Below are 22,545 nucleotides of genomic sequence, written 5' to 3'. Positions count from 1 at the left end.
TGGTTTTTGTTTTTTTTTACTTAAAGTTGAATTTCACGGTAAACATAACCTGGCTTGGGCGAAGTTGATATCTTGTAAAAGTAATATTCGTGGTATTGATATCATATGTTTCGAATACTTTTTTGTTGGCTATATTCATCCATTTAAGTTCAAAATCAATTTTCTTTTTGGCCCAGGTAAATTGATATGAAACGTCATAGAATCCGTTGTGGTATTTTTGATCGGCTGCATTTGTATTTACCTGATCCCAGTTGAATCCGATAGTATGGTCTTCTACCGGATAGAAGAACGCTCCAAGATTATGCGTGAACCCGGTTCTGGTGGCATTGGAGTTTATATTTCCTGTACTGGTTTGCTTTGTTCTGGAGATACTTGCATTATAATCTATGCTCATCCAGCTGAAATAGGTATTATTGAATTTAATCCCATATGACTGGCTGTTGTTGTTGTTTGTAAAAGAATTATTATTCAGGAATGCATCAGATTTTGCTGTATTGTTGCTGTAACTGAGGGAGGCATTTGTTTTGAACTTTGGAAAGTATTTTCCCACTTCTACACTGTAGCCATTATTTAATACATGATTATCCTGTTCTATATACTGCATTACGGTATAACCTGCCCCATTGATCAAAGGATTTGAAATCAGGTTTCTTTTAGCGTCTGAAAATCTGTAATTGATGTTGAAGAATAAATTATTCAAAGGGTTTCTATACTCCAGCCTTGTTCCTGCAGATTTATTATTATTCTGAGGTATCGGATTATTGATATCCATGGCACTGATTCCGCCAGGAGAGGTCATTAAGAATCCTGAATAAGCCGTATTTATTTCTCCAAAATTGTTATTAATATTAGCATTTACCGAAGCTTTCCAAAAGGAGGCAAAAGTATACTGTGCAAAAACACTAGGTTCAAAAGTCACCTTATTTACATCTTTAGCAACATTTCTTAACGGATCTTCCGCTTTAATGTTATTAGAGTTTACAGGAAAATTGGCATACAACATCCATGAATCGTTTTTATAATTTACTCCCAAACTTCCGTAAGGTGTTGCCGTAGTATATCTAAGATCATTACTATAGGCTGCCGGAAGTGCTCCTGCCGTTATAATATTTGATAAATCTGAAACTAAATCTGTTGTTTTAAAGTTAAATCCAATTTCCGGAGTGAAGGTCCACCCCTTTTTAGAGAACCCGATATTGGCAGAATGATTGGCTTCAATTGTTTTAAGTCTCAAGTTTTGTTTTGCAAAATTCTTAGGTTCGGGAGTGAATCCCGGAATATCCAGATAAGAAGCCGGAAAAACTTTCAGTGTCTGTTTATCGGTCTGATAACTTATAAAAGATAAAAGATTCACCATTTTTTCTTTCCACGGAATAATGGTACTCAGGGAGTTCTGAAAAGATGTTGTTGGCGATTCTATTGCTTCATCGGCGTGTCTTTTTACTCCGTTTGCGGCATCCGTTCTATCAACAATTCCTCTGTCTGCATTCCAATATTGAGAAAAACTTGTGGTGTTTTTAAAGAATCCTTTTTTAGCATTTTTTGTAAATATTAATTCTCCTTTCGCTTTATCTGTGTAAAAATTATTAAGAATGTTTACAATATTGGAGCTTCCCCCAAAATAATCTGTCTGGCTGTAAGATTCTCTTTCAACCGCATTATTGGTATAGTTGGCATTGGCTTTAAGCTCCCACTCTTTCTTTTTGTCGATATTGGTAAGATAGTTGGCTGACAGATAATGCACATTGTTCATTAAATATCTTTTTACCGGAAGGTTGGGTGTACTTGCGTTTTCTACATTCAGCCAGTCATTTTGAGAAGCATTAATCCTTCTTCCTTCGAACCGGCTTCCGAAAGCTAAGATATTCCCTTCATTTTCCACCTGCTCACCCATATTGTTCGTTTTGTAATTCACCACCCACTGGCTTTTCTGTCCAAAAAACATCGGGGTAAGTTTAACATTCCATAACCACGGGTCTCCGAATCCTGTCCCGACCTCTCCTCTTCCGGTCATGGTAACAGAGTTTTTTAACTTGATATTGATCGCTGCCTGATCGGAAGGCACTTTATCCTGAAGAATTTTTACCGGCTGGTGGTTTTCAAGAACTTCTACTTTCTGCACTGCATCTTTGGGAAGAGAATTGTTAATCGTCCCATACCCGCCTTCCATCAGATCTTTTCCGTTCACATAAAATTTATTGATGGCATTTCCCTGGTAAAGAATCGTTCCGTCTTTATTGACTTCAATACCGGGAATTTTTCTCATTACATCGGCAAGTGTTCTGTCGCTTTTACTGTCAAAAGCTTTAAGGTCATAAGCAATGGTATCGCCTCTTGCCGTGATCATCTTTGTTTTCAGCTGGACTTCTTTTATTTCTGTAGCTTCAGACTGCATTTTGAAAGTCAGAGTCTGGTCGCTGTTACTGATCTGTTTGGTCAGGGTTTTTTGGTTGAATGCTTTTACTTTCAGATCCACATTAGGTTCTGCAGATGTAAACGTCACTTTATATTCTCCTTTGGAATTGGTGATTCCATATGCCAAAATAGCATCTTTGCCTGGTTCTTCTACCGTAACACTGGCACTGGAAATAGCAGATCCATCTTCATCGGTAATTTTCCCTGACACTGTTTTCTGCGCAAAGGTGAGCACGGTGAAAAAAAGCATCAGAAATAAAGAAATCTTTCCTTTCATAATTTATTATTTGCTTAATTAGTTTGTCGCTTGTGTTTTTTGTTACACTTTTATAAAGATGTATTTTAATGATAAAGGTTAAATGCTTTAGCACTATAAACTTAGTGATATTTAAATTTCACCCATTTCGTATATCATTTGAAGTAACAGGATGTAAATTTCATTTCGATAGTTTGTTTGGCTTATTAATTCTTTAAAAATCTGATTCCAAAATTTTAATTTATTTAGAATCTTATTGTTGACCGTCTGTACGTTTTTTGAATAATAATGGCTAATATTGAGAAATAGCTAAGAGTTCTTAAGAAAAAAATGATTTTTTTAATTTTTTATTTAGTCTAAATAGTTAAAAATGATTTGAATCATAGATTAAAAAATACTTAAACACTGATTCATATATATTTATTTAATAATTTTGTAACATAAAATTTATAGAATGGGAATTATTTTAAAGCCTATAGATGTTGTTGATGATATTACTCAGGAAGAGTTTACGGAAAAATATCTAAAGCCCAGAAGGCCCGTTGTCATTAAAAATATGGCAAGAAACTGGCCTGCTTACCAAAAGTGGACCATGGATTATGTAAAGGAAGCAGTAGGTGATGTAGAGGTTCCTCTTTATGATTCTAAAAAGGCCGATCCTGCCGCTCCCATCAATACGCCCACTACAAAAATGAAGTTCGCAGATTATATAGACCTCATCCAAAAAGAGCCTACCGATCTGAGAATTTTCTTTTTTGACCCTATAAAACACGCTAAAAAATTACTGGAAGATTATATTTCTCCAAAAGAACTGATGGGTGGATTCCTTGATAAATATCCGTCCATGTTTTTTGGAGGGAAAGGTTCTGTTACATTTCTTCATTTTGACATTGATATGGCGCACATTTTCCATACTCATTTCAACGGAAGAAAACATGTAAAGCTGTTTGAATACAAGTGGAAAGAAAGACTGTACCGACTTCCTTATGCAACCTATGCACTGGAAGATTATGATATCGACAATCCTGATTTTGAAAAATATCCTGCACTGGATGGTGTAGAAGGAATTGAGTGCTTCCTTGAGCATGGTGATACTCTTTTTATGCCTACCGGATGGTGGCACTGGATGAAATACCTGGACGGAAGTTTCTCTATCTCTTTAAGAGCCTGGGACAAATCCTGGGCAGTAAAGGCTCATTCTTTATGGAATCTTACCGTGCAGCGTAAATTTGATGATATCATGAAGTCCAATTTCAAAAAGAAATATATGGACTGGAAAGAAAAAGTAGCCGTGAAAAGAGCAGAAATTGCTTTAAAAAGGGGCTTACCAAAATAAAAACAAAAAAGACGTTTCAATTTGAAGCGTCTTTTTTATTCTTCCATATTTACAAGCAGTTCTTCCATATTTCGTGTCACTTCATTGCAAGAAAAGCAGGCCTCTTTTCCATCCTGAGAGAACCATCTGCACTGAGACCGGATCGGGCAAAAGACAAGCTCTGTTTCTTTATGAAAATCCAAATTCTGAACTTTCCGGGATAGGGAACATTTAGACTCTTCTTTATTCCATTGTGCGCAGCCTTTTTCTACACATTTTCCGGTAAAACGGAATCTCTGCTCAAGATTGTTTTTATCTTTATTCTGCTGCAGAAAATCTTCTGTGACGGCGAGCGGTGTGATAAACTGTACCTTCCCCTCTTTGCTGACCACCCCGAAAAGCTGTGCCCCAACTTTTCCTAGATAACTGGGACACATCTTTTTTGAAGTATTGGAATTAGCCTCCATAGCTTTTGATTTGAGACTGTATGTCTTTCAACTGGCTCTGAATATCAATTCCGGGTTTGAAAATAATGATTCCCCACGGAAACCAGTCTTTAATTTTCAATGGTCTTACCAATCCTTTGAAGTCTCTGTGAGCCCCGAAAGCCTGGGTATTATCAATCTTTGAAAGTTCAGAAAGAACTACGTTCTGAATTCCTCTGTCAATGTTTTTCAACTGCTCATCCGAAAGATCTACTCCTTCCAGTGAAACGAAAAAATGCTTTTTAGTTGCCATAACTATAGTTTTTATTGGTTTTATAAAGCAAATTTCGTCCGAATATGTACCAAAGTTATCAGGAAAAACACCCTTTATTCAGGCGTGAAAAACCTGTAAATTAAATTCTGATTATCAGTTATTTAAGTCAAATATAAAATTCTATAAGATTCTATAAATCGGATATTGTCTGAATGTCTTTTCTTCGAAGTAAGGAGAATTTCTGTAAATCCAGTCGAGTTGGGCCGTTCCATCTTCCGCAAACTTTTTATCTGATATTTTTTTGGCCTCAAAAGCATCTTTCAGCTTTTTATCTGACTTTAGTAATTCTGAAGCGGTGTCTTCAAAAATATAGGCGGAATAATATTCTTTCTGCGCCAGGATTCCATCAAATAAATTCCAGTTAAAAAAAGAGTCTAAAGCCTCAGGCTCAAGGGTTTCAATGATATATTTTACACCAGGCTGATCTGTTGGAATTAAATAATCCCCAGCTGAAAAAACCAAATTCCTTTTTGCAGTTTCCACACTGGTATCATAATGAAGATAATGTCCTTCGTATGGATTTTTAACCGTTTTAAAGTCTTTGATTTTATAAGCCTCAACCATTGCCGTGCTATCTTTTTTAAGAGCAGTCATAAGGATTTTATTTCTTTTCAGCTCTTCGATCACACGGTATTGGGATTGTGGAACTACATAGTATTTAGGAATGGTGATATATCCCGTAGGAACGGCTGTCATGAAGAGCTTAATCTTCTTGGTAAAAGGTTTATTCCTATCGTAATAGAGTCTTGGCTTTCCGGAAATATCACTTGGCTTATAGCTTCCCTCGTAGCCTTTGAAATCCATTGTAGAAAACCTGGTTGAATCTATTTTCCAACGGATTCCGTACTGCATTCCGGGTTTATACTGCTTCAAATTATCAAGACGGAGCTGTTTTATTTTCCTGTAATTCTTGTCTAAATTCTGAAGATTCACGAGCATATATTTGTATGTCGCATCCACTCTTTTATCATAAGGCTTCAGCATATGCGTTTCAGGAACTGTTCCCAGCGAATTAAAGAGCGATGTGTAGCCTGTAGAATATCTCGGAGAGTCTTCAAAAGCAGCAAATCCCTCATCCGGAATATCTCCGTGAATATTAACATAAGGAGTGCTTTCATAGCCCAGTTTTTTCATATCCTCAAGGTTTTTAGCCTGATAATCATTGTAAAAGTAATTTCCCAATGTGTCTCCAAGGCGTTCCTTGAAGGTAGAAATATAAGTAAAAGTATACTGATAATCAGCTCCATTACTTACATGGTTATCAATAAAAACATCTGGCTGCAGCCACTGGTAAATTTCCTGGAAGCTTCTTGCATTTTTTGAATCTGCTTTAATGAAATCCCTGTTCAGGTCATAGTTCCTTGCATTTCCTCTGAAACCATACTGCTCGGGACCGTTCTGATTAGCTCTGGAGTGGGAGCCTCTGTTCAGCATTCCACTAACGTTATAGGCGGAAATAGCTGCTATAATAAAATTCTGTGGTGCTTTTACTTTCCCGGTTGCGAGATCCCTTATAAGCATCATTGTGGCATCTATTCCGTCCGGTTCGCCCGGGTGAATTCCGTTGTTCACAAAGATAATGGCTTTGTCTTTTCTGAGTTTTTCAACATCTTTTTCGGAAAAGGGATTGTAAATCACCACATAAATGGGCCTTCCATTATCGTCCTCTCCTTTTTTAAGGTATTGGACGGTATTGAAGCTTTTAGCCAGGTTCTGATAATAGCTATTCATTTCATCATAAGTAACCGTTTGGTTTTTATTTCCTTTTTCAAAAGGGGTCTGAAATGAATTTTGAGCGAAAAGCAAAGATGTAGTCAGGAAAATCAGGAGGTATCTCAGTTTCATTGAAGCAGTTTTTGAGCTTCAAAATTACTTAATATGATTTGGGTGGGAAAGGGAAATTGTGGATTTATTGATGTCTGTTTTGTGATGTTGGATTATCGCAAGGACGCTAGGGTTTTTAATCTTAGTGCTGTTTTAAGGCGCCAGAAAATCAAGGATTTTCGTTTGGTTATTCGTTATTTCAGAAAAAGATCTGTGATCTGCGGGAGAAAAAAAATTAATAGCCGGGGCGCTGTTATTAATAGAAACCTTATAGATTTTAAAAACCTATAAGGTTGGTGGATGTTGAAAATTTGGGATGCTTTTTCATAAGGTTTGCTTTCCTGCACTATCGTTATTTCTGCCTTTTTCATCCGGATATAAAGTAGGAAGCGGATCGCTTTGCCAGAATTCCTTGGTATTAACATCCATTATTGACAGTGAACCCGTGAAAGCTGCTCCCGTATCCATATTCCAGACATTGGCCTTATTGACAGGATGACTGATTCCTATGTCTAGTGTCGGTGTATGCCCTATAAATATCTCACTGTACAAAAGCAGTCTTTTCGGATAGAGTTCTGAATTTTTCGCTAATTTCTTATCCATTGCGACTGCCGTTTCCCACAAGGTTCTGTCCCAACGGTAATTGCTGGAATAGATTTCTTTTTCAGGTCCGTGCATAGAGGAATAGCCTGCATGAATAAACAGCCGGTTTTGATCATCTACATGATAGTTTTTCATCCTTTGAAAGAATTCCAGGTGTAAAGCCAGATCTTCCAATGAGTAGTCATTATAACTTTCTACAGTGCTTTTTCCTCCGTTGAATAACCATACATCCTGTCTTTCTCCAGTGGACATCCATTCCTCACACCAGGCATCGTGATTTCCTTTAATGAAGATGCATTCCTGCTTTTCGGAAAATTCCATGAGGAAACGGATAACCTGAGAAGATTCGCTCCAGCCGTCAACATAATCTCCCAGGAAAATAAGTATATCTTCCTTTGTTACTTCCGCTCTTTCAAAAACCTGCCTTAATGCTTTAAATCCTCCGTGGATATCACCAATAACTAATGTTCTGTCCATCTTTACTTTGAAATATATTTGGCATCCACAAAATCTGTCAGCCACACTCCGTTTGCCGAAAGATAAAACGGTATTCCGTCTTCATGCATTGTATTTGTTCTTATAGTCAGAATCACAGGTTTTCCATGGCGCATTCCCACTTTTGCAGCTGTTTCCTTGTCTGAGCTTAAATGAACATGTTGGCGGCTCCTTTTATCAATTCCTTTTGCCAGAATAGAAGAAATATTGGTTTCTGCTGTTCCGTGATACAGAAAATCGGGTGGCTGTGCCGGTTTCAGGGCCAGATCTATATCAATGGAATGTCCCTGGCTGGCTCTGATCCTGGTTTTATCTTCATTAAAAGCAAAGCGTTTTTTATTATTGGTTTCCACCACTTCTTCCAGCTCTTCAAAACTGAAATGCATTCTGCCTTTTGCAGATTTTGTAATGAGTTCATCAACATCTACCCATCCGTTTTCATCCAGTGTCAGCTGAATGGTCTCGGGCTGATGCCTCAGAATAAGGCTTAGAAATTTGCTTATTCTTTTGTTTTGTATTTCGTTCATGATTTTTGTCTTTAATTCATTAATTTTTTCTGAAGCTTTTCACATAAAACTTCAATATCTCCTTTTCTTACAAGTTCGGAAACCCATTCTTCCTGAATATTTTCAAATCCGTAGTAAATGCCTGCAATTCCTCCTGTGATGGCTCCGGTTGTATCGGTATCTTCTCCCAGGTTCACTGCTTTTATACAGCTTCGGAATAAGTTTCAGAGTTGAGAAAACACCAAAGCGAGGCTTCTAAACTGTGGAGGACATAGCCGCCACTTTTGATCTCATCTTCCTTATAGGTTGAAATATCATTCTTTAAAACACGATGAAAAAGCTCTATTTCTTTAGGATTAAATCCATTAATATCAGCGTATTCCAAAGCTTCTTTTTTACTTTTCCCTTTAATGAGTTCTATAGCGAAAACCACATACATGAAGCATGCAAAAACAGAACGGAAATGTCCGTGGGTAATTGCAGAGACTTCTTTTACCGTTTGATACAGTTTTTCGATATTTTCTTCATTTTTAAGATAAAAAGCTAAGGGAAGAATTCTCATCAAAGAACCATTCCCATTATCTTCTTCAAAAATATTTCCTGAAAACCTTGCGCTTTCTCCTTTGATCAATCTTGCAATGGAGTGTCTTGTGGTTCCACCAATATCAAAAAGTCTTCCGTGAGCTGTCCAGTGTCCATATTTGTTCCATTTTACAAAGCTTTGTCCAATTTTTTCTAAATCATAGCCTTTCGTGAGCTCTTCTGCAAGACAAAGAGTTAACGAACTGTCATCACTCCATGTTCCTTTGGGCTGGTTCCATGACATAAATTCCAGATAACCCGTAACGGGAAATCTTTTTAAATCCTCTCTTTTCTTAAATTCAACCGGAACCCCCAGCGCATCCCCAATGCACACTCCAAAAATTCCGGCTTTTACCATATTTTCCATCAGGCAAGGTTTACCAGTTTATCAAATAGCAGCTGCATACCTCTTGTTGCGGATTCTTTCATCACTACGGCTCTTTGTCCATATCCGAATCCTGTTTCGTTAGGATTGATAACTACCAGCAGACAGTCATTTTTGATGTCATGGATCAGTCCGGCTGCCGGATACACCTGCAGAGATGTTCCTATAACGACCAAAATATCGGCCTCTTTTACCTTTTCCTGCGCAGTCTTGTACAAAGGAACATCCTCCCCAAACCACACTATAAAAGGTCTTAACTGAGCTCCATCTTCTGCTTTGTCGCCAATTCGTATATCTCCTTTCTGTTCGTAGATCAGGTTTTTATTATTACAAGAGCAGGATTTGAACAATTCTCCGTGAATATGAAGAATATTGGTTGATCCGGCTCTTTCATGCAGATCATCTATGTTTTGGGTAATGATCTGAACGTCAAAATATTTTTCCAGTTCTGCGACCAATAGATGGGCTTCATTAGGTTCAACTTCATGAAGCTGTCTTCTTCTCTGGTTGTAAAATTCCAGAACCAATTCCCTGTCTTTTCTCCATCCTTCAGGACTTGCCACATCGGTTATATTATGATTTTCCCAGAGACCATCCCCGTCTCTGAATGTTTTTATTCCGCTTTCGGCGCTGATTCCTGCACCGCTTAATATGGTTAGTTTTTTCATTGTTTTAATCTAATAATTTTTTGTAAATCATTTCATTTTCGTCATCAAAGCATACAAAAATAATTTTCTTAACATTCTCTGCCTGAAAATTCTGTACTGCTTCTACAGCAATTTTTCCAGCCAATTCTTTTGGAAACCTGTAGATTCCTGTACTGATATTTGGAAAAGCAATGGTTTTAGCACCCAGGCTTTCTGCCAGCTGTAAAGAGTTTTTATAGCAATTTGAAAGAAGTTTTGACATTCTTTCGATATCTCCATTCCAGACAGGCCCTACAGTATGAATGACATATTTTGCCGGAAGGTTTCCCGCTGAAGTTACCACAGCTTCTCCTGTATTGCATTTTCCCTGTCTGTTCCTGATCTGGATGCATTCTTCCAAAATCTGCTTTCCACCTGCACGATGAATAGCTCCATCTACTCCACCTCCGCCAAGCAGTGATGAGTTGGCTGCGTTGACAATAGCATATGCGGGGATTTTTGTGATGTCTCCTTTTGTTAATTCAGTTTTCATGGCAATTAGTTGTCATCTAATCTTAGCTTTTCATTTAATCTTTTCTGATCGAATAACAGAGGCTTTTCTTCCGGAATAATCAGATTATCCAAATCATCCCTTAAAACAAACTGGTACTGCTCTTTTACAAAATCTGAAATATTTTCTATTAAAAGAATATCTTCCCGAGCAAAAGAACGGGTAAATTCATTTCTTAAACCTATTTGTATCGCTCTTCTCTCCAGCTTGTTTCCAAAAGGATCATGATCCGGGTCCCATTGTAATCGTACAGAAGATTGTTTCACCTGATTCTGCCATTCTTGACGGGAAATTCCTAATTTATCATTATAAGTAGAATAGACTGCATTCTCCAGATACCTTTTAAAAGCAGACATTTTCAGATGAATCGCCAAAACATATTCTTGCCCTTCTTTATTTCCCCAGCCGTTTCGATACATCATCCAAAGGAAATTAGGTTTTATCCATGTCATCCTTTCCAGACTAAATCCTCCACCAAAATATTGATTTTCAAACGCAAAATCTCCAATTTCCTTTCGGTAAGATTGATAGACTATGATTTTATCTTCATCATATTGAGCCATGATGTGATATCCTTTTTGAGGCCAATCCTGTAGTTGTTCTTTATATTTTTTTAATTTAAGTTTCATGATATTGTTTCGAACAATTTCAGCATCTCTTCATTTTTAGTCAAGACTGCAAAAACCACTCTTTTAAATTTATTTTTATATTTCCCATGAAGATGCTTTTTAAATAAACCTGCAATCTCTTTTGGATCATTTCTGAAGACTCCACATCCCCAGGCGCCTAAAATTAGGGTTTCATTTGCCTGATTCAGGGCTAAAGCAAGCATTTTATCCATTCTAATATCCATGACATCACATATCTCATCTGCTCTTTCCGGTTCCTGCCGCTTTACCACTCCGGCATTGACCGCAGGAGAAGTAATAAAATTACACAAAACAGGTTTCGGTAATAATTCTCCTTTATCTTTTCTGAAAACAGGAACTTTAGGACTGTAAATCATCATGTCGGTATAAAAACAAGACTCCATTGCTCTGTGAATCTTATAATAATCTTCCGCCTGAAGCTAAGTTTCATACAATGCTGATGTTCTGGCCAGACTTTCTTCCTGCGCTTCAGCACCGTTGATAAATCCACCGCCCGGATTTTTGGCTGACGCAAAATTCAGACACATTAATTTTTTCTGATTTTCTTCATCTGCTAATTTTAATATTGCTTTCAAGGAACTGCAATTCCAAATTTCAATCTTTGTTTCAAAATCGAGTTCCGGAAGTTCATTTTTTGCCATTTCAGCAAGTTCTTCGGGTGAAAATAAAACGGTTTCTTTTTTACAGATTTCAAGTTCTTTTTCTATCGTTATTTTTTCGTTTTCTTCGTTTATATAATATGTCTTGGCTAAGATCTCTAAGGTATCTTTTGCCATCCCTTTATTTGTCATGGTAATTTTTTAATATTTAATATCAGGCTTTCCAATTCAGGACTTGTCTCTTTTGTAAACTCGTCTCCTATGAATACTTTAATCACCTCAATATTCCCAACAATCGCATCATTAAAGCTTTCCAGCTCTTCCGCCGGAACCCACAATTCATTATGGTTTCTCGCACCCACATTCTGAGCCGGATATTGATTCATGATTTCTTCCGGAACCTCGAATTTTGTAACAAATCCGAGATAATTTCCAGCTTCATCCCTTGTATTCCATTTTTCAGCAATTTCTGAAGCATAGCTTTCATCTAGTACAGGGTAAAATATAGGCTGCCATTCCAGTCTTGGTGGAAATTTTTATATCCACTTTCTACAATCAGGATCATTTCTTTTTCTCCTACCGGTCTGTAAAGACTTATTGTTTTCATTTCTTTTGTTTTTTTTAAATACTTGCCCCTATTGTAAGAGCAAGCTCAGCCGGCAACGGATACAATTTTTCAATGGGTAACAGTTTTTTTGCCTTATCATATTCTCCCAACTTTGTAAGGTTTAAGATCTTTTTTACCAAAGGCGTATAATCTTCTATTTTAACGATCCATTCATTATTAAATTCTTCAATCAGGTACCGGCTGATTCCAACCTGAATAGAACGGTACGCCAGTTTGTTACCTTTAATATTCCTTTCCGGATCCCACTGCACATGGACTTCTGCTTTTTTAAATTCTTTTTCCCAGGTCCCCGGATTAGGGTATACCCTTTTTTCGGGAGAAGTTAAAACCGCTTTACTCAATGCCTTTTCCCAGGCCTCTCTCTTAATATGGATGGCTAAAGTACATTCCTGTCCGGATTTTTGTCCGTAATTACTCCGTTCCATCATCCAGAGGAAAGAAGGTTTGATCCATGTCATCCTGTTGAATGAAAAAGGAGCAGAAAACTTCTGATTCATCACGGCAGATTTTGCAATCTGCTCATTGTATGACTGGTATATCACAATCGTATCTCTGCCGTAATCTGCTCTTATTTCAAATTCTTTCATCATTGTATTGTATTCGGCTCTGTTTTTATCACTAAATATAAAGCCATTATTTGGTTTATAAAATTTGTTTAAAGTCTTTTGAATATGGGGAATATGATCCGTAGACTTCATCAAATTTCACTTTTAAATTTTCTGTTTTAATTTGTTCATCTGTTTGATCAAGACACGTCACAATCAGTTTTTTTTTGCTTGCTGCAACGTAAGCTCCATCCAAAAGAAGAGCATAATTCAGCAGATCATAATCCAGTTCTCCAAAACGGAGTTCCTTCTGATAATCATTAAAGACACATGTTTCCTCTTCATTATTTTTCAGCACCAATTCTTTTTCATTACTCATCCAGCCATTTCCGTGACGTGTGGAATAAATCCTTGTCACATAATACATTTCAATATCCTCAATGTTCAACAGCCTGCAGATCTCAAAAGCATTTTTTGAAGTGGTATGGGTATAGGTTACATTGGGAAATACTCCGTGATCCATATCCAATAAAATTCCTTGGCTTCCCTCAAAAATTAAGTTTTCAAATGAATTCAGATAAGTATAATCATCTATTTTCCAATCGATCCGGTCTACGGCACCCAGAAAATCCTGAAGCGCTTTTTCCAGCTGATCCTCTTCCATAAAACCATAATAATAGGCTATTCCTTTTAACTTTTCGATCAGCATTCCTCTTGGAGCTATTAAATCCGCGGCAAATAGTTTGTAAGGACTTTCCTGTCTTTTCATCGTTGCTCCAATACCTTTTCCGCAGGTTCCGTGTTCCAGGTTTTTTACATTGGTTCTGTTTTGCCAGACATCAAACGGAGTGGTTACTTTTGCCAATGGGTGAATATGCAGTTCAATATTTCCGTTTTTCTCCAATAATTCCTTTCTTTCATTCAGTAAAAATACCGGATGAATCGTACAATGTTCTGTAAAATAAGAGGGCAGACCCCGAAGTGCTCCACTTGCAAAACTGGAATGGATATGTTTTTTACCATCAATCATTACGGTATGTGCGGCCTGCTGGCCTCCGGAAAACCTGATGACAACAGACTCCGGGTTTTGTTGTGCCAGAAAATCAGTAGTGATCCCCTTTCCTTCATCACCAAAACCCAGACCTATTACTATTTGTGCCTTTTTCATGACTTAAAACATTTGAATATCATCAAAACCGTGTTTACCTGCAGATTTGAACGTTTTATTTTTAAATGTGTTACAGATAACTTCTTTAATTACATTCGGAATTTCTCTGTGATCGGCTATTGATAAACAGTTTTGTCCTAATAATTCCTTCCAGCCTCTATCTGCTCTCATAGCCTGATCAGAATGCAGAACATTAATGTGATACACTTCATATCTCTTTTTCGCTTCTTCCAGTAATTCGTGATGCGTATAAGTCTGCTGCCCTGTCCCCATAATTTCCCTGATTGCTGATGCCGGAAGCGTTTTTAAGCAAGGTTCGTCACCTACCGTAAACAAAATCCCTTTCTGATTTCTCTTTTCAAACGCATCGGTTCTCGTATGGAAAGCGGCAAAGTACCACGCCAACAGATAACTTTCTCCAGCATTTCCGCCACCACCGGATTCAATATAAGTCCGTGTCAGCCACATATCCAGCTCCTCATCTCCGGATTCAAACTGGCCAATCTGTAAAGGGTACGCGTCACATTCATGATCACCTATTCCCAGAAATAATAATGCCGGATCCGGAACGCCGCCCTGGATAATTCCGCCCATTAATTTTGGAAGTCCTTCTTTAATGAGCTCGTGCGGAATATGTCCCATACTGCCCGTTACATCCAGTCCCAAAATAATGGGAACAGAGTTCGGGTGCACTTCAGAATCTCTGGATTCTCTGAAAGAAACCCCTTTGGGATTCATAGATTCATGTGCTTTTCGTTTTGCATTCTGAGTGAAAATTTCACCTGCGGATTTAGATCCGTAACCTTCTTTTCTTGCTCTGTCGAAACGAGCGTCCATATCGTATCTTGTACTTCCCATAATTAAAATGTTTTACCGAATAAATATTCAAATCTTTTTACTGCGATTTCTAACTGAATATTTAAATTTCTGAGGGTTAATGAATATTCTATATCTTTCTGAACAAATGCCTCGGGCTGAAAGTCTGCAAATGTGAGGCTGTTCCTGTCTAAAGGACTGATATCAATGAGGCCTTCCTGTTCTCTCTCCAGTCTCTTTATTTTCAGTTCTATATCCTCAACCCTGCGCCTGTAGATCAATTCGGAATCTGCCCCGATGGTGCGTGCACGGTCTTCTCTTATCTGGTCATTATTTCTCTGTAACGACTCTATGAATCTTGGTTTTAGTCCGCTTTCCATTTTTTATTTATTTTGTGTTGTTTTTACGCTAAAAGGAATAGGCATAGTAATGCATATCCTATTACAGATTGTCAGTTATTGGAATACATTACATCAGTTCTTAAAACATATTTCTGCCCGCTGATCAGAGTTTTCCCTTCGTGTCTCAGCGGATGGTAAAAAACCAGAGCAGATCCTTTCTTTGGGGCTACTGTGAACAAACTTTCAAATTCTGTTTCTCCTCCTTCAAAATCATCATTCAGATAGATTAGAAAAGTATAGAAACTTTTTTCATTTTCATTCCGGATGTAGCTTCCGTCCCGATGCATTTTGAATCGCTGCCCCGGAGAATATTTATAAACTCTGAACATTTCATTAAAATTCTGAAGCTTATAATTTTCATGTTCCTGAGGAAGAAATTCTGCTGCTTTTCTGAAAAGATCTTCTGCCAAATCGTTATCAAAAATCATCAGTCGGTCGTTATTCCTGATGCCTTTACTCATCATCTGGCGCCCATTCATATTGATCTTCGCTTCTTCAAATACTTTTCCCTGTGCCATAGCAATATATTCATCACACTCATCGGAGGTCAGGAAATCTTCAATTAGAAATATCTGCGGGTGAAGTTCTGTTTTTTCCATGATATAATTTTGTGTTTAGTGATTGTGTTTATTTTCTTAACTCGTCTCTTACTTCCATCAAAGCAAAGCCCAGCAGGTTTTCTCCATCCCAAAGAAGCGGATTCTTGGCTCTGCGATCAGTTTCCAGCATTCCTATTCCCCAGATCCTGTCATAAGGACTGGCCTCAACCAGAATCTTATCATCAGTTGATAATAAAAAATCTTTAAATTTTGAATTTTGGGAAAATTTCAAAAGATTAGCTCTTTTTACTATTTCATATTTATGCCCGTCCCAAAGTTTCGGATCAAAATTTTTGACTTTTCTTCCTAGGCTTTTGACCTGGTTAGGTGTTTCAGATCTTAAAATCTTTTCTAAAATCTCCTGATCATCAAATAACCTTGCTTTTCCGGCCATCATATAATGCTCCGCGGTTTTATAGAGTATTCCATTTTCTTCAAATTGAATAGGAAACCATTGACTGAAACAAGACTTTGTGATCTCATCTTTTACCGTATGTCCCCAGAAGAACAGAAATTCAAGTCTTTCTTTTCTCTGAAATCTTTCAATATTATTTTGTAAGGTGTATTTCATGATTGCGTTATTATTACACAAATGTAAAACAATATAATTCTATGTACAAAATTTATTTGTGTTATTTTAACGCTAAATCTTTAACATATTGATTATCAATATTAAAAATTAAGTATTTTAAACACTAATGACACTAATGTTTTCACGAAATATAACAAAAATACATCAAACTAAAATTTAAGTTTAATGATTTTAAAATGGTAAATGATAAGTTTTTTATGTAAATTCGAACTTGATTCGTCTAAAGTAAAGATTATTTGAGCTCGAAATAGAAGCCTTCTTTTTCAAGTTCTTCATACTTCTCCTTATTGAAAGTAAAAAGTTTTCCGGGCCTGCCGCTGCCTTCTTTTTTAACATTATTGGTTTCGTTAAGCAGACCATAGCTCATGATCTTTTTGCGAAAATTTCTGCGGTCTATCTCACGCCCAACAATAGTTCTGTAAAGATTTTCAAGGTCAGAAAAAGGAAATTCTTCATTCAAGAGGTTAAAGCCGATAGGCTGATACTGAAGCTTGGTACGGAGTCTGTTTAACGCAATATCAATAATGGATTTATGGTCGAAGGCAAGTGATGGAAGTTTATTTACGCTGAACCACTGGGCATCTTCTGCATCAGAATCTGCAAACAGTTCATGATAGGATGGGTTGACAAGGCCTAAATAAGCCACAGAAACTACTCTATTCCGTGGATCGCGGCCAACGTTACCAAAAGTATAGAGTTGTTCCAAAAAATCGGGCTTTATGCCTGCTTCTTCGTGAAGTTCTCTTTTCACTGCATCATCCAGATTTTCATCATCCAGAACAAGACCACCCGGAAGCGCCCAGCCTCCTTTGAAAGGGTCAATTTTTCTTTTGATCAAAAGAAGCTGAAGATCCTGCTTATCAAAGTATCCGAAAATAACGGCATCAACAGCCACTTTAATATCCTGAATTTTTTTTGAAGATCCCATAATTCTAATTTGCGTTACCAATACACAAAGGTAAGATTAATAAACGAAATCAAAAAAGAATTGACAGAATAATAAAATTAACTAACTTTATTTTATAATAACCCACTTAAAATTAACTGATTATGAAAAATCTATTGTTATTATTTTCAATAGTCTTTCTTTTGACCGCTTGTGAAAAAGGAAAGCCTGTAACTGAAAAAAGCTTAGCTAAAACAGATTCTGCAGAATGGAAACCTGTAGATTCTGCTGCTGCGACAAAAGCCTGGATGGACTACGCCACACCCGGTGAGATGCACAAAACGCTGGCATTATATGACGGAAGCTGGACCGGAGCAACTACTTCCTGGATGGAGAAAGATTCAAAACCTGTAACCAGCCAATCTGAATGTACAAATAAAATGATCTTTGAAGGAAGATATCAGCACAGTACTTACAAAGGAAGCTTTATGGGAATGCCGTTTGAAGGAATGAGCATAATGGGCTACGACAACGCTAAGAAAAAGTTTGTAAGTACCTGGGTCGATAACATGGGAACGGGAATCATGCATGCGGAAGGAGACTGGAACCCTTCCAAGAAATCTATTGAACTTAAAGGTAAGATGACTGATCCGGCAAGACCTGGACAAGATTGTGATTTCAGAGAGGTTTACACATTTACGGATGCCAACAATCACACCATGGAAATGTATGGTCCTGATTCTAAGACAGGGAAAGAATATAAAACCATGGAAATAAAATTCACCAGAAAGAAATAAAAACAAGTGAAATCACCGCAGTGAAACAGTGATTTTCCTTATAAATTTTATGACAGATATGCTCAACTTTGGTATAGAAAATAAAAAATTATACCATCATGAAAACATTATTAAGAGCCTTTATCGTGGTCATTATTATCATAGGAGGAGTTTTGATCATTGTTGTAGGGAAAAAACCTTTCCCGGAACCTGAATGTCTCGTATGCGGGATCAATCTTGTAAGAACTTTGGGAATTGCTGAAGTCATCCTCGGCCTCGGTGCTTTGGTGATACAAGCCAACCTTATCGAAAAACAGCGAAATTTCTAAAAAAATAAAAGACCGGTAAAAATTACCGGTCTTTTTATATTAATCGTTTAGTTTTAATACAGCCATGAAAGCTGATTGCGGTACTTCTACTCTACCAATCTGCTTCATTTTCTTCTTACCTTCCTTCTGTTTTTCAAGAAGCTTACGTTTTCTGGAAATATCTCCTCCGTAACATTTTGCGGTAACGTCTTTTCTTAATGCTTTAATGGTTTCCCTGGCAATAACTTTCGCTCCCAGCGCTGCCTGAACCGCAATATCGAACTGCTGTCTAGGAATCAGCTCACGAAGCTTTTCACACATCTTTTTACCGATATAATAAGCGTTGCTATCGTGAATCAGTGAAGAAAGGGCGTCTACCATATCCCCATTGATCAGAATATCCATTTTAACCAATTTAGAGGAACGCATTCCTATTGGTGAATAATCGAATGACGCATATCCTTTGGAAATAGATTTCAGTCTGTCGTAAAAGTCGAAAACAACCTCTGCCAAAGGCATATTAAATGTTAATTCTACCCTGTCTGCCGTTAAATAACTTTGGTTGACAATCTCTCCTCTCTTTTCAATACAAAGCGTCATTACAGCACCCACAAAATCGGATTTAGTAATGATAGAAGCTTTTATATACGGTTCTTCAACTCTATCTAAAAGATTAGGATCAATCATTTCTGATGGGTTGTTGATTAAAATTGCAGTTTCAGGATCTTTTTTTGAAAACCCGTGATATGAAACGTTGGGAACCGTAGTAATTACGTTCATATCAAACTCTCTCTCAAGACGTTCCTGTACGATTTCCATATGAAGCATTCCTAAGAATCCGCAACGGAAACCAAAACCAAGTGCTGCAGAACTCTCAGGTTCGAAAACCAAAGAAGCATCATTCAGTCTTAATTTTTCTAATGAAAATCTTAACTCCTCAAAATCTTCCGATTCAATAGGATAAATCCCTGCAAATACCATTGGCTTTACTTCTTCAAAACCGTCAATCGCAGCAGCGGCTGGGTTTACGAAAGAGGTAATGGTATCACCTACTTTTACTTCTCTTGCATCTTTAATTCCGGAAATAATGTAGCCTACATCACCGCATTCAATAGTCTTTTTCGGAACCTGCTTTAGTTTTAATGTTCCTACTTCATCAGCACCATATTCTTTTCCCGTAGCAAAAAATTTGATTTTCTCGTTTTTAGAAATACTTCCGTTTACTACTTTGAAATAAGCCTCAATCCCTCTGAACGGGTTGTAAACAGAGTCAAAGATCAGTGCCTGTAACGGAGCATTCGGGTCTCCAACCGGGGCAGGAATTCTATTGACAATCTGTTCGAGCAAATCATGAACTCCCTCTCCTGTCTTTCCGGAAACTCTAAGGACATCTTCATATTTACAGCCCAAAAGTCCCATAATTTCATCGGTTACTTCTTCAGGGTTTGCTGACGGAAGATCTATTTTATTAAGAATTGGAATAATTTCCAAATCATTTTCTAATGCCAGATAAAGATTACTGATGGTCTGAGCCTGAATACTCTGTGCCGCATCTACTATAAGAAGGGCTCCTTCGCAGGCAGCAATAGAACGGGAAACTTCATAAGAAAAGTCTACGTGTCCCGGGGTATCAATAAGATTTAAGATATATTTTTCTCCTTTATACTCATAATCCATCTGGATCGCGTGAGACTTGATCGTAATCCCGCGTTCTTTCTCCAAATCCATATCATCCAGCGTCTGAGACTGTAATTCTCTTTGGGTAACAGTATTGGTATATTCCAATAGTCTATCCGCCAAAGTACTTTTACCGTGGTCGATATGAGCGATTATGCAAAAATTTCGTATGTTTTTCATTTAAGAACCTTGTAATTTGCAAAGATAAAAAAAAGCAAGACAATTCCTCATTCTTATTTTATGGGGTGAAATTAATTTAAACCATCATTAAAATGATTTAGTTTTTAGGAGCTTTTCCCACTCTCCGCACTTGCTATTTCAAAGCCCTATCACTACAGATAAAAAAATAAAAGAGAGACAAATTGTCTCTCTTTTATTTTGTCTTATTTAGGTTTATCGAAATTTTCGGGTAAAATATATTCTCCTGTAAGCTTATCAATTCCTACTCTATAATACGATGCATTACGTTTGCGGATTTTTGTAGCTGCAACGTCTATTACAGCAGCAACCAATCCCCCAATAGCGCCTGCAGCACCTGCTCCTACAATAATCGGTGTACTGTTATATTGCGGAAAAATTTCTTCCTGAGATGCCATTATAAAAATGCCGTCATTATCTTTTTCAATTTCGATAATACTTACGGGTGTTTTCTTATAGGCAATTCCGTTATCTATAATCGCAAAAACATCTTTACCAAGATTATCATAACCATCAACCCTTTTCACCCCTTTAATTACACCATCTTTATTCTTTTTTACTGCAAATTCTTTATCTGGCTTTTGTTCGGCAAATGATTTATAATCTTTATAAACACCGTCCGTAAAAGTTTCAGAACTGTAAACCGGTAACTTTTCGGGTATTATTTTTTCATAATTTCCAAGATCAGTTTCAAAAATAGGAATATTGAGCCCAGTTTCAGTGTAGGAATCTTTGATAATATTAGCTAATTCCGATGATATTTTAGCCGCTATGGCTCTCGTAATATATGCATGATCTTTCTGTGGGTAATCTTTTGAAATTGTACGTTTTTTCAAAAAATAATATTTATCATTTCTTTTTAAAAAGGTAGACATTTTCATTTCCAGATGTCCCGTAACTGATCTTTCAGACGGTATATCATTAACCTTTAAATTTTCCAGCACAAGAAAATATTGAATATTTCCCTGTACCTTATTATCTTCTAAAAACCAATCAGAAAATAATTTTTCCAAATTATCTTTTTCAAATTTTACCGCAAAAGGATCTTTTCTGTGAGAAACTATTCCTATGTTTTTATCTTCTCTCTTGTCTAGCAAAGTAAGAGATTTGGCAAAATGACTTTTATCTTTTATACTATTTCTGAGCTCTATAAATTGATCTTTTTGAGCAGAAACAAAACTAGAAAATAATAGAAATAATAATTTTTTTTTCATTTGTTTTTTTTAAAGTTCGTCCGTAAAAATATGAATTAGTTTAAAAACTAAACAACTCCCACAAAAAATTGTAAGAGTGGTTATGTTATTCTTCCGAAAAATCATATTCTCCTGTCTGTGGATCGATATAAATTGCAAACGTTTCACTTTTTCTCGCCTTATTTTGTCTAAGTCCTCGCTCAAAAATTCCTACAAGACCAACAGCAAGACCTCCATACATCCCTCCTTGTCCTGCACCAACGCTCAAAAAAACAGCAGAATTTTGAACCGGAAGAATATAACTTCTGTTGCTTACCAGATAAAATCCTCTGTCATTTTTATTAAGCTCTAAAAACCCCGAGTATGTTTTTTTATAAGCCTTTCCATTTTGTACATATATGAACATTTCATTGGCAGAGATTTTATCTTTCTTACCGTTTTCTTCTTTTATCGCTCTTAAAACTGCTCCTTTTTCATTTTTTTCAAAAACATAATTTCCCGGTTCAGGAATCTGGTTCATAAATGAAGTATGATTTAAGTAAATTCCATCTTTCAGCTGTTCATTTTTATATGCTTCGGAATTGGCTTTCACAAAAGATTCATAATCCGTAAGAGCATCGATTGTTACAGAATTTTCTTTGGGTTTCAGCGTATATGTTTTTTTCATAAACATCGCAAAAATAACCGGAATATTTTTCACCATTATATCCGAAATATTTTTACTTCTGAAACTATAAACCGTATCTTTTTTATATAAAAACTTATAATTATCTCCATCTTTCAGAAAAGTCTGGGCAGAAAACTCTATATCTCCTTCTGTTTCCTTTCCTACTGTTTCTCCCAGATAGGTTTTAAGCTTTTTAAGAACTAAAACCATTTCATTTTTCCCGCCTTTATGGTTACTTTCTGTATACCATTGACTTAAGAAATGATTTATGGAAGTGGGAAAAACAATTTCTTTCATTTCTTTGCCGTCTCCGAAAGGCAGCTCTCCTATTTTTTGATCTTCTCTTTGATCAATTACTTCAAGAGACTTATAAATATTCCCTTTTGGATTTGAAAGATTTCCTCTTTCTTTAATGACCTCCTGAGATTGTGCAAAAGAAATTAGTGAAACAAAAAATAAAGCGATCTGTAGTATTTTTTTCATATAACATAAAGATTTCATCAAA

At 36.7% G+C, this 22,545-nt stretch carries 23 protein-coding genes and 2 pseudogenes; 3 read left to right on the top strand and 22 right to left on the bottom strand.

The window, feature by feature from the left end; all coding sequences use genetic code 11:
* Positions 1-16 precede the first annotated feature (16 nt).
* Entirely contained in the window at positions 17-2,692 is a 2,676-nt protein-coding gene (locus V6R96_RS03510) for a carboxypeptidase-like regulatory domain-containing protein (RefSeq protein ID WP_336378019.1), read from the bottom strand.
* A gap of 433 nt (positions 2,693-3,125) precedes the next feature.
* On the opposite strand from V6R96_RS03510, the gene V6R96_RS03505 reads away from it, so the two are divergent.
* Positions 3,126-4,007, top strand: coding sequence for a cupin-like domain-containing protein (locus V6R96_RS03505; protein ID WP_111953885.1), 882 nt, complete (start codon positions 3,126-3,128; stop codon positions 4,005-4,007).
* 35 nt (positions 4,008-4,042) lie between these two features.
* Here V6R96_RS03505 and V6R96_RS03500 read toward each other — a convergent pair whose 3' ends face one another.
* From V6R96_RS03500 to V6R96_RS03415, 18 genes and pseudogenes are all read right to left on the bottom strand, one after another.
* A complete protein-coding gene (locus V6R96_RS03500; protein ID WP_336378018.1) occupies positions 4,043-4,453 on the bottom strand; it encodes a hypothetical protein in 411 nt (136 codons plus the stop codon).
* Positions 4,443-4,724: a hypothetical protein gene (locus tag V6R96_RS03495; RefSeq protein ID WP_111953889.1), complete on the bottom strand. Its 282-nt coding sequence runs from the start codon at positions 4,722-4,724 to the stop codon at positions 4,443-4,445. The genes V6R96_RS03500 and V6R96_RS03495 overlap by 11 nt, the downstream gene beginning before the upstream one ends.
* Positions 4,725-4,865: 141 nt before the next feature.
* On the bottom strand, positions 4,866-6,590 hold the full coding sequence (locus V6R96_RS03490; RefSeq protein WP_336378017.1) for a hypothetical protein: 1,725 nt from the start codon (positions 6,588-6,590) through the stop codon (positions 4,866-4,868).
* 303 nt (positions 6,591-6,893) lie between these two features.
* On the bottom strand, positions 6,894-7,649 hold the full coding sequence (locus V6R96_RS03485) for a metallophosphoesterase family protein (RefSeq protein ID WP_336378016.1): 756 nt from the start codon (positions 7,647-7,649) through the stop codon (positions 6,894-6,896).
* A gap of 2 nt (positions 7,650-7,651) precedes the next feature.
* Positions 7,652-8,194 carry an RNA 2'-phosphotransferase gene (locus tag V6R96_RS03480; protein WP_336378015.1) on the bottom strand — a complete coding sequence of 181 codons (543 nt, stop codon included), beginning with the start codon at positions 8,192-8,194 and terminating at the stop codon, positions 7,652-7,654.
* 11 nt (positions 8,195-8,205) lie between these two features.
* A pseudogene (locus tag V6R96_RS03475) lies at positions 8,206-9,113 on the bottom strand (ADP-ribosylglycohydrolase family protein).
* Between the two features lie 8 nt (positions 9,114-9,121).
* Positions 9,122-9,808 carry a Sir2 family NAD-dependent protein deacetylase gene (locus V6R96_RS03470; RefSeq protein ID WP_336378014.1) on the bottom strand — a complete coding sequence of 229 codons (687 nt, stop codon included), beginning with the start codon at positions 9,806-9,808 and terminating at the stop codon, positions 9,122-9,124.
* Between the two features lie 4 nt (positions 9,809-9,812).
* A complete protein-coding gene (locus V6R96_RS03465; RefSeq protein WP_336378013.1) occupies positions 9,813-10,319 on the bottom strand; it encodes an O-acetyl-ADP-ribose deacetylase in 507 nt (168 codons plus the stop codon).
* 5 nt (positions 10,320-10,324) lie between these two features.
* Positions 10,325-10,966 (bottom strand): DUF4291 domain-containing protein, encoded by a 642-nt coding sequence (locus tag V6R96_RS03460; RefSeq protein WP_336378012.1) that lies wholly within the window; start codon positions 10,964-10,966, stop codon positions 10,325-10,327.
* Positions 10,963-11,763: pseudogene (locus V6R96_RS03455) on the bottom strand (TIGR02452 family protein). The gene V6R96_RS03460 and the pseudogene V6R96_RS03455 overlap by 4 nt, the downstream one beginning before the upstream one ends.
* Positions 11,764-11,774: 11 nt before the next feature.
* Positions 11,775-11,972 (bottom strand): hypothetical protein, encoded by a 198-nt coding sequence (locus tag V6R96_RS03450; RefSeq protein ID WP_336378011.1) that lies wholly within the window; start codon positions 11,970-11,972, stop codon positions 11,775-11,777.
* A 235-nt stretch (positions 11,973-12,207) separates the two neighbouring features.
* Complete coding sequence (locus V6R96_RS03445) at positions 12,208-12,804, bottom strand: DUF4291 domain-containing protein (protein ID WP_336378010.1); 597 nt, start codon at positions 12,802-12,804, stop codon at positions 12,208-12,210.
* 52 nt (positions 12,805-12,856) lie between these two features.
* On the bottom strand, positions 12,857-13,927 hold the full coding sequence (locus tag V6R96_RS03440; RefSeq protein ID WP_336378009.1) for an adenylosuccinate synthetase: 1,071 nt from the start codon (positions 13,925-13,927) through the stop codon (positions 12,857-12,859).
* Positions 13,928-13,930: 3 nt separating this feature from the next.
* Entirely contained in the window at positions 13,931-14,785 is an 855-nt protein-coding gene (locus V6R96_RS03435) for a hypothetical protein (protein WP_336378008.1), read from the bottom strand.
* A gap of 2 nt (positions 14,786-14,787) precedes the next feature.
* Positions 14,788-15,123: a hypothetical protein gene (locus tag V6R96_RS03430; RefSeq protein WP_336378007.1), complete on the bottom strand. Its 336-nt coding sequence runs from the start codon at positions 15,121-15,123 to the stop codon at positions 14,788-14,790.
* Between the two features lie 71 nt (positions 15,124-15,194).
* Positions 15,195-15,743, bottom strand: a complete 549-nt coding sequence (locus V6R96_RS03425) for a 2OG-Fe(II) oxygenase (protein WP_336378006.1) — start codon at positions 15,741-15,743, stop codon at positions 15,195-15,197.
* A 28-nt stretch (positions 15,744-15,771) separates the two neighbouring features.
* A complete protein-coding gene (locus V6R96_RS03420; protein ID WP_336378005.1) occupies positions 15,772-16,314 on the bottom strand; it encodes an NADAR family protein in 543 nt (180 codons plus the stop codon).
* Between the two features lie 253 nt (positions 16,315-16,567).
* A complete protein-coding gene (locus V6R96_RS03415) occupies positions 16,568-17,245 on the bottom strand; it encodes an NrtR DNA-binding winged helix domain-containing protein (RefSeq protein ID WP_111954392.1) in 678 nt (225 codons plus the stop codon).
* Positions 17,246-17,385: 140 nt separating this feature from the next.
* Here V6R96_RS03415 and V6R96_RS03410 point away from each other — a divergent pair, with 140 nt between their 5' ends.
* Both V6R96_RS03410 and V6R96_RS03405 read left to right on the top strand, forming a co-directional pair.
* Positions 17,386-18,018 (top strand): DUF1579 domain-containing protein, encoded by a 633-nt coding sequence (locus V6R96_RS03410; RefSeq protein WP_336378004.1) that lies wholly within the window; start codon positions 17,386-17,388, stop codon positions 18,016-18,018.
* Between the two features lie 98 nt (positions 18,019-18,116).
* Positions 18,117-18,326, top strand: a complete 210-nt coding sequence (locus V6R96_RS03405) for a hypothetical protein (protein WP_111953919.1) — start codon at positions 18,117-18,119, stop codon at positions 18,324-18,326.
* A 39-nt stretch (positions 18,327-18,365) separates the two neighbouring features.
* Here V6R96_RS03405 and lepA read toward each other — a convergent pair whose 3' ends face one another.
* The 3 genes from lepA to V6R96_RS03390 all read right to left on the bottom strand — a co-directional run bounded on the left by lepA (position 18,366) and on the right by V6R96_RS03390 (position 22,523).
* Complete coding sequence (gene lepA, locus V6R96_RS03400; RefSeq protein ID WP_111953921.1) at positions 18,366-20,162, bottom strand: translation elongation factor 4; 1,797 nt, start codon at positions 20,160-20,162, stop codon at positions 18,366-18,368.
* Positions 20,163-20,365: 203 nt separating this feature from the next.
* The gene (locus V6R96_RS03395; protein WP_336378003.1) at positions 20,366-21,394 is read right to left on the bottom strand and encodes a hypothetical protein; all 1,029 of its coding nucleotides are present in this window, start codon (positions 21,392-21,394) and stop codon (positions 20,366-20,368) included.
* Between the two features lie 85 nt (positions 21,395-21,479).
* Positions 21,480-22,523 (bottom strand): hypothetical protein, encoded by a 1,044-nt coding sequence (locus V6R96_RS03390; RefSeq protein WP_336378002.1) that lies wholly within the window; start codon positions 22,521-22,523, stop codon positions 21,480-21,482.
* Between the last annotated feature and the right edge of the window lie 22 nt (positions 22,524-22,545).

Origin of the sequence: Chryseobacterium sp. CCNWLW53 (assembly GCF_037083525.1) — a bacterium.
In the GTDB taxonomy this organism is placed as follows: domain Bacteria; phylum Bacteroidota; class Bacteroidia; order Flavobacteriales; family Weeksellaceae; genus Chryseobacterium; species Chryseobacterium lathyri.
The sequence above is the reverse complement of the archived record's forward strand: the minus strand, read 5'-3'. Positions and strand labels throughout refer to the sequence as shown.

What these genes read in the sequence shown, in the direction of transcription:
- V6R96_RS03510 (WP_336378019.1), bottom strand. Translation starts at nt 2,692, where the DNA reads ATGAAAGGAAAGATTTCTTTATTTCTGATGCTTTTTTTCACCGTGCTC.
- V6R96_RS03505 (WP_111953885.1), top strand. Translation starts at nt 3,126, where the DNA reads ATGGGAATTATTTTAAAGCCTATAGATGTTGTTGATGATATTACTCAG.
- V6R96_RS03500 (WP_336378018.1), bottom strand. Translation starts at nt 4,453, where the DNA reads ATGGAGGCTAATTCCAATACTTCAAAAAAGATGTGTCCCAGTTATCTA.
- V6R96_RS03495 (WP_111953889.1), bottom strand. Translation starts at nt 4,724, where the DNA reads ATGGCAACTAAAAAGCATTTTTTCGTTTCACTGGAAGGAGTAGATCTT.
- V6R96_RS03490 (WP_336378017.1), bottom strand. Translation starts at nt 6,590, where the DNA reads ATGAAACTGAGATACCTCCTGATTTTCCTGACTACATCTTTGCTTTTC.
- V6R96_RS03485 (WP_336378016.1), bottom strand. Translation starts at nt 7,649, where the DNA reads ATGGACAGAACATTAGTTATTGGTGATATCCACGGAGGATTTAAAGCA.
- V6R96_RS03480 (WP_336378015.1), bottom strand. Translation starts at nt 8,194, where the DNA reads ATGAACGAAATACAAAACAAAAGAATAAGCAAATTTCTAAGCCTTATT.
- V6R96_RS03470 (WP_336378014.1), bottom strand. Translation starts at nt 9,808, where the DNA reads ATGAAAAAACTAACCATATTAAGCGGTGCAGGAATCAGCGCCGAAAGC.
- V6R96_RS03465 (WP_336378013.1), bottom strand. Translation starts at nt 10,319, where the DNA reads ATGAAAACTGAATTAACAAAAGGAGACATCACAAAAATCCCCGCATAT.
- V6R96_RS03460 (WP_336378012.1), bottom strand. Translation starts at nt 10,966, where the DNA reads ATGAAACTTAAATTAAAAAAATATAAAGAACAACTACAGGATTGGCCT.
- V6R96_RS03450 (WP_336378011.1), bottom strand. Translation starts at nt 11,972, where the DNA reads ATGAATCAATATCCGGCTCAGAATGTGGGTGCGAGAAACCATAATGAA.
- V6R96_RS03445 (WP_336378010.1), bottom strand. Translation starts at nt 12,804, where the DNA reads ATGATGAAAGAATTTGAAATAAGAGCAGATTACGGCAGAGATACGATT.
- V6R96_RS03440 (WP_336378009.1), bottom strand. Translation starts at nt 13,927, where the DNA reads ATGAAAAAGGCACAAATAGTAATAGGTCTGGGTTTTGGTGATGAAGGA.
- V6R96_RS03435 (WP_336378008.1), bottom strand. Translation starts at nt 14,785, where the DNA reads ATGGGAAGTACAAGATACGATATGGACGCTCGTTTCGACAGAGCAAGA.
- V6R96_RS03430 (WP_336378007.1), bottom strand. Translation starts at nt 15,123, where the DNA reads ATGGAAAGCGGACTAAAACCAAGATTCATAGAGTCGTTACAGAGAAAT.
- V6R96_RS03425 (WP_336378006.1), bottom strand. Translation starts at nt 15,743, where the DNA reads ATGGAAAAAACAGAACTTCACCCGCAGATATTTCTAATTGAAGATTTC.
- V6R96_RS03420 (WP_336378005.1), bottom strand. Translation starts at nt 16,314, where the DNA reads ATGAAATACACCTTACAAAATAATATTGAAAGATTTCAGAGAAAAGAA.
- V6R96_RS03410 (WP_336378004.1), top strand. Translation starts at nt 17,386, where the DNA reads ATGAAAAATCTATTGTTATTATTTTCAATAGTCTTTCTTTTGACCGCT.
- V6R96_RS03405 (WP_111953919.1), top strand. Translation starts at nt 18,117, where the DNA reads ATGAAAACATTATTAAGAGCCTTTATCGTGGTCATTATTATCATAGGA.
- lepA (WP_111953921.1), bottom strand. Translation starts at nt 20,162, where the DNA reads ATGAAAAACATACGAAATTTTTGCATAATCGCTCATATCGACCACGGT.
- V6R96_RS03395 (WP_336378003.1), bottom strand. Translation starts at nt 21,394, where the DNA reads ATGAAAAAAAAATTATTATTTCTATTATTTTCTAGTTTTGTTTCTGCT.
- V6R96_RS03390 (WP_336378002.1), bottom strand. Translation starts at nt 22,523, where the DNA reads ATGAAAAAAATACTACAGATCGCTTTATTTTTTGTTTCACTAATTTCT.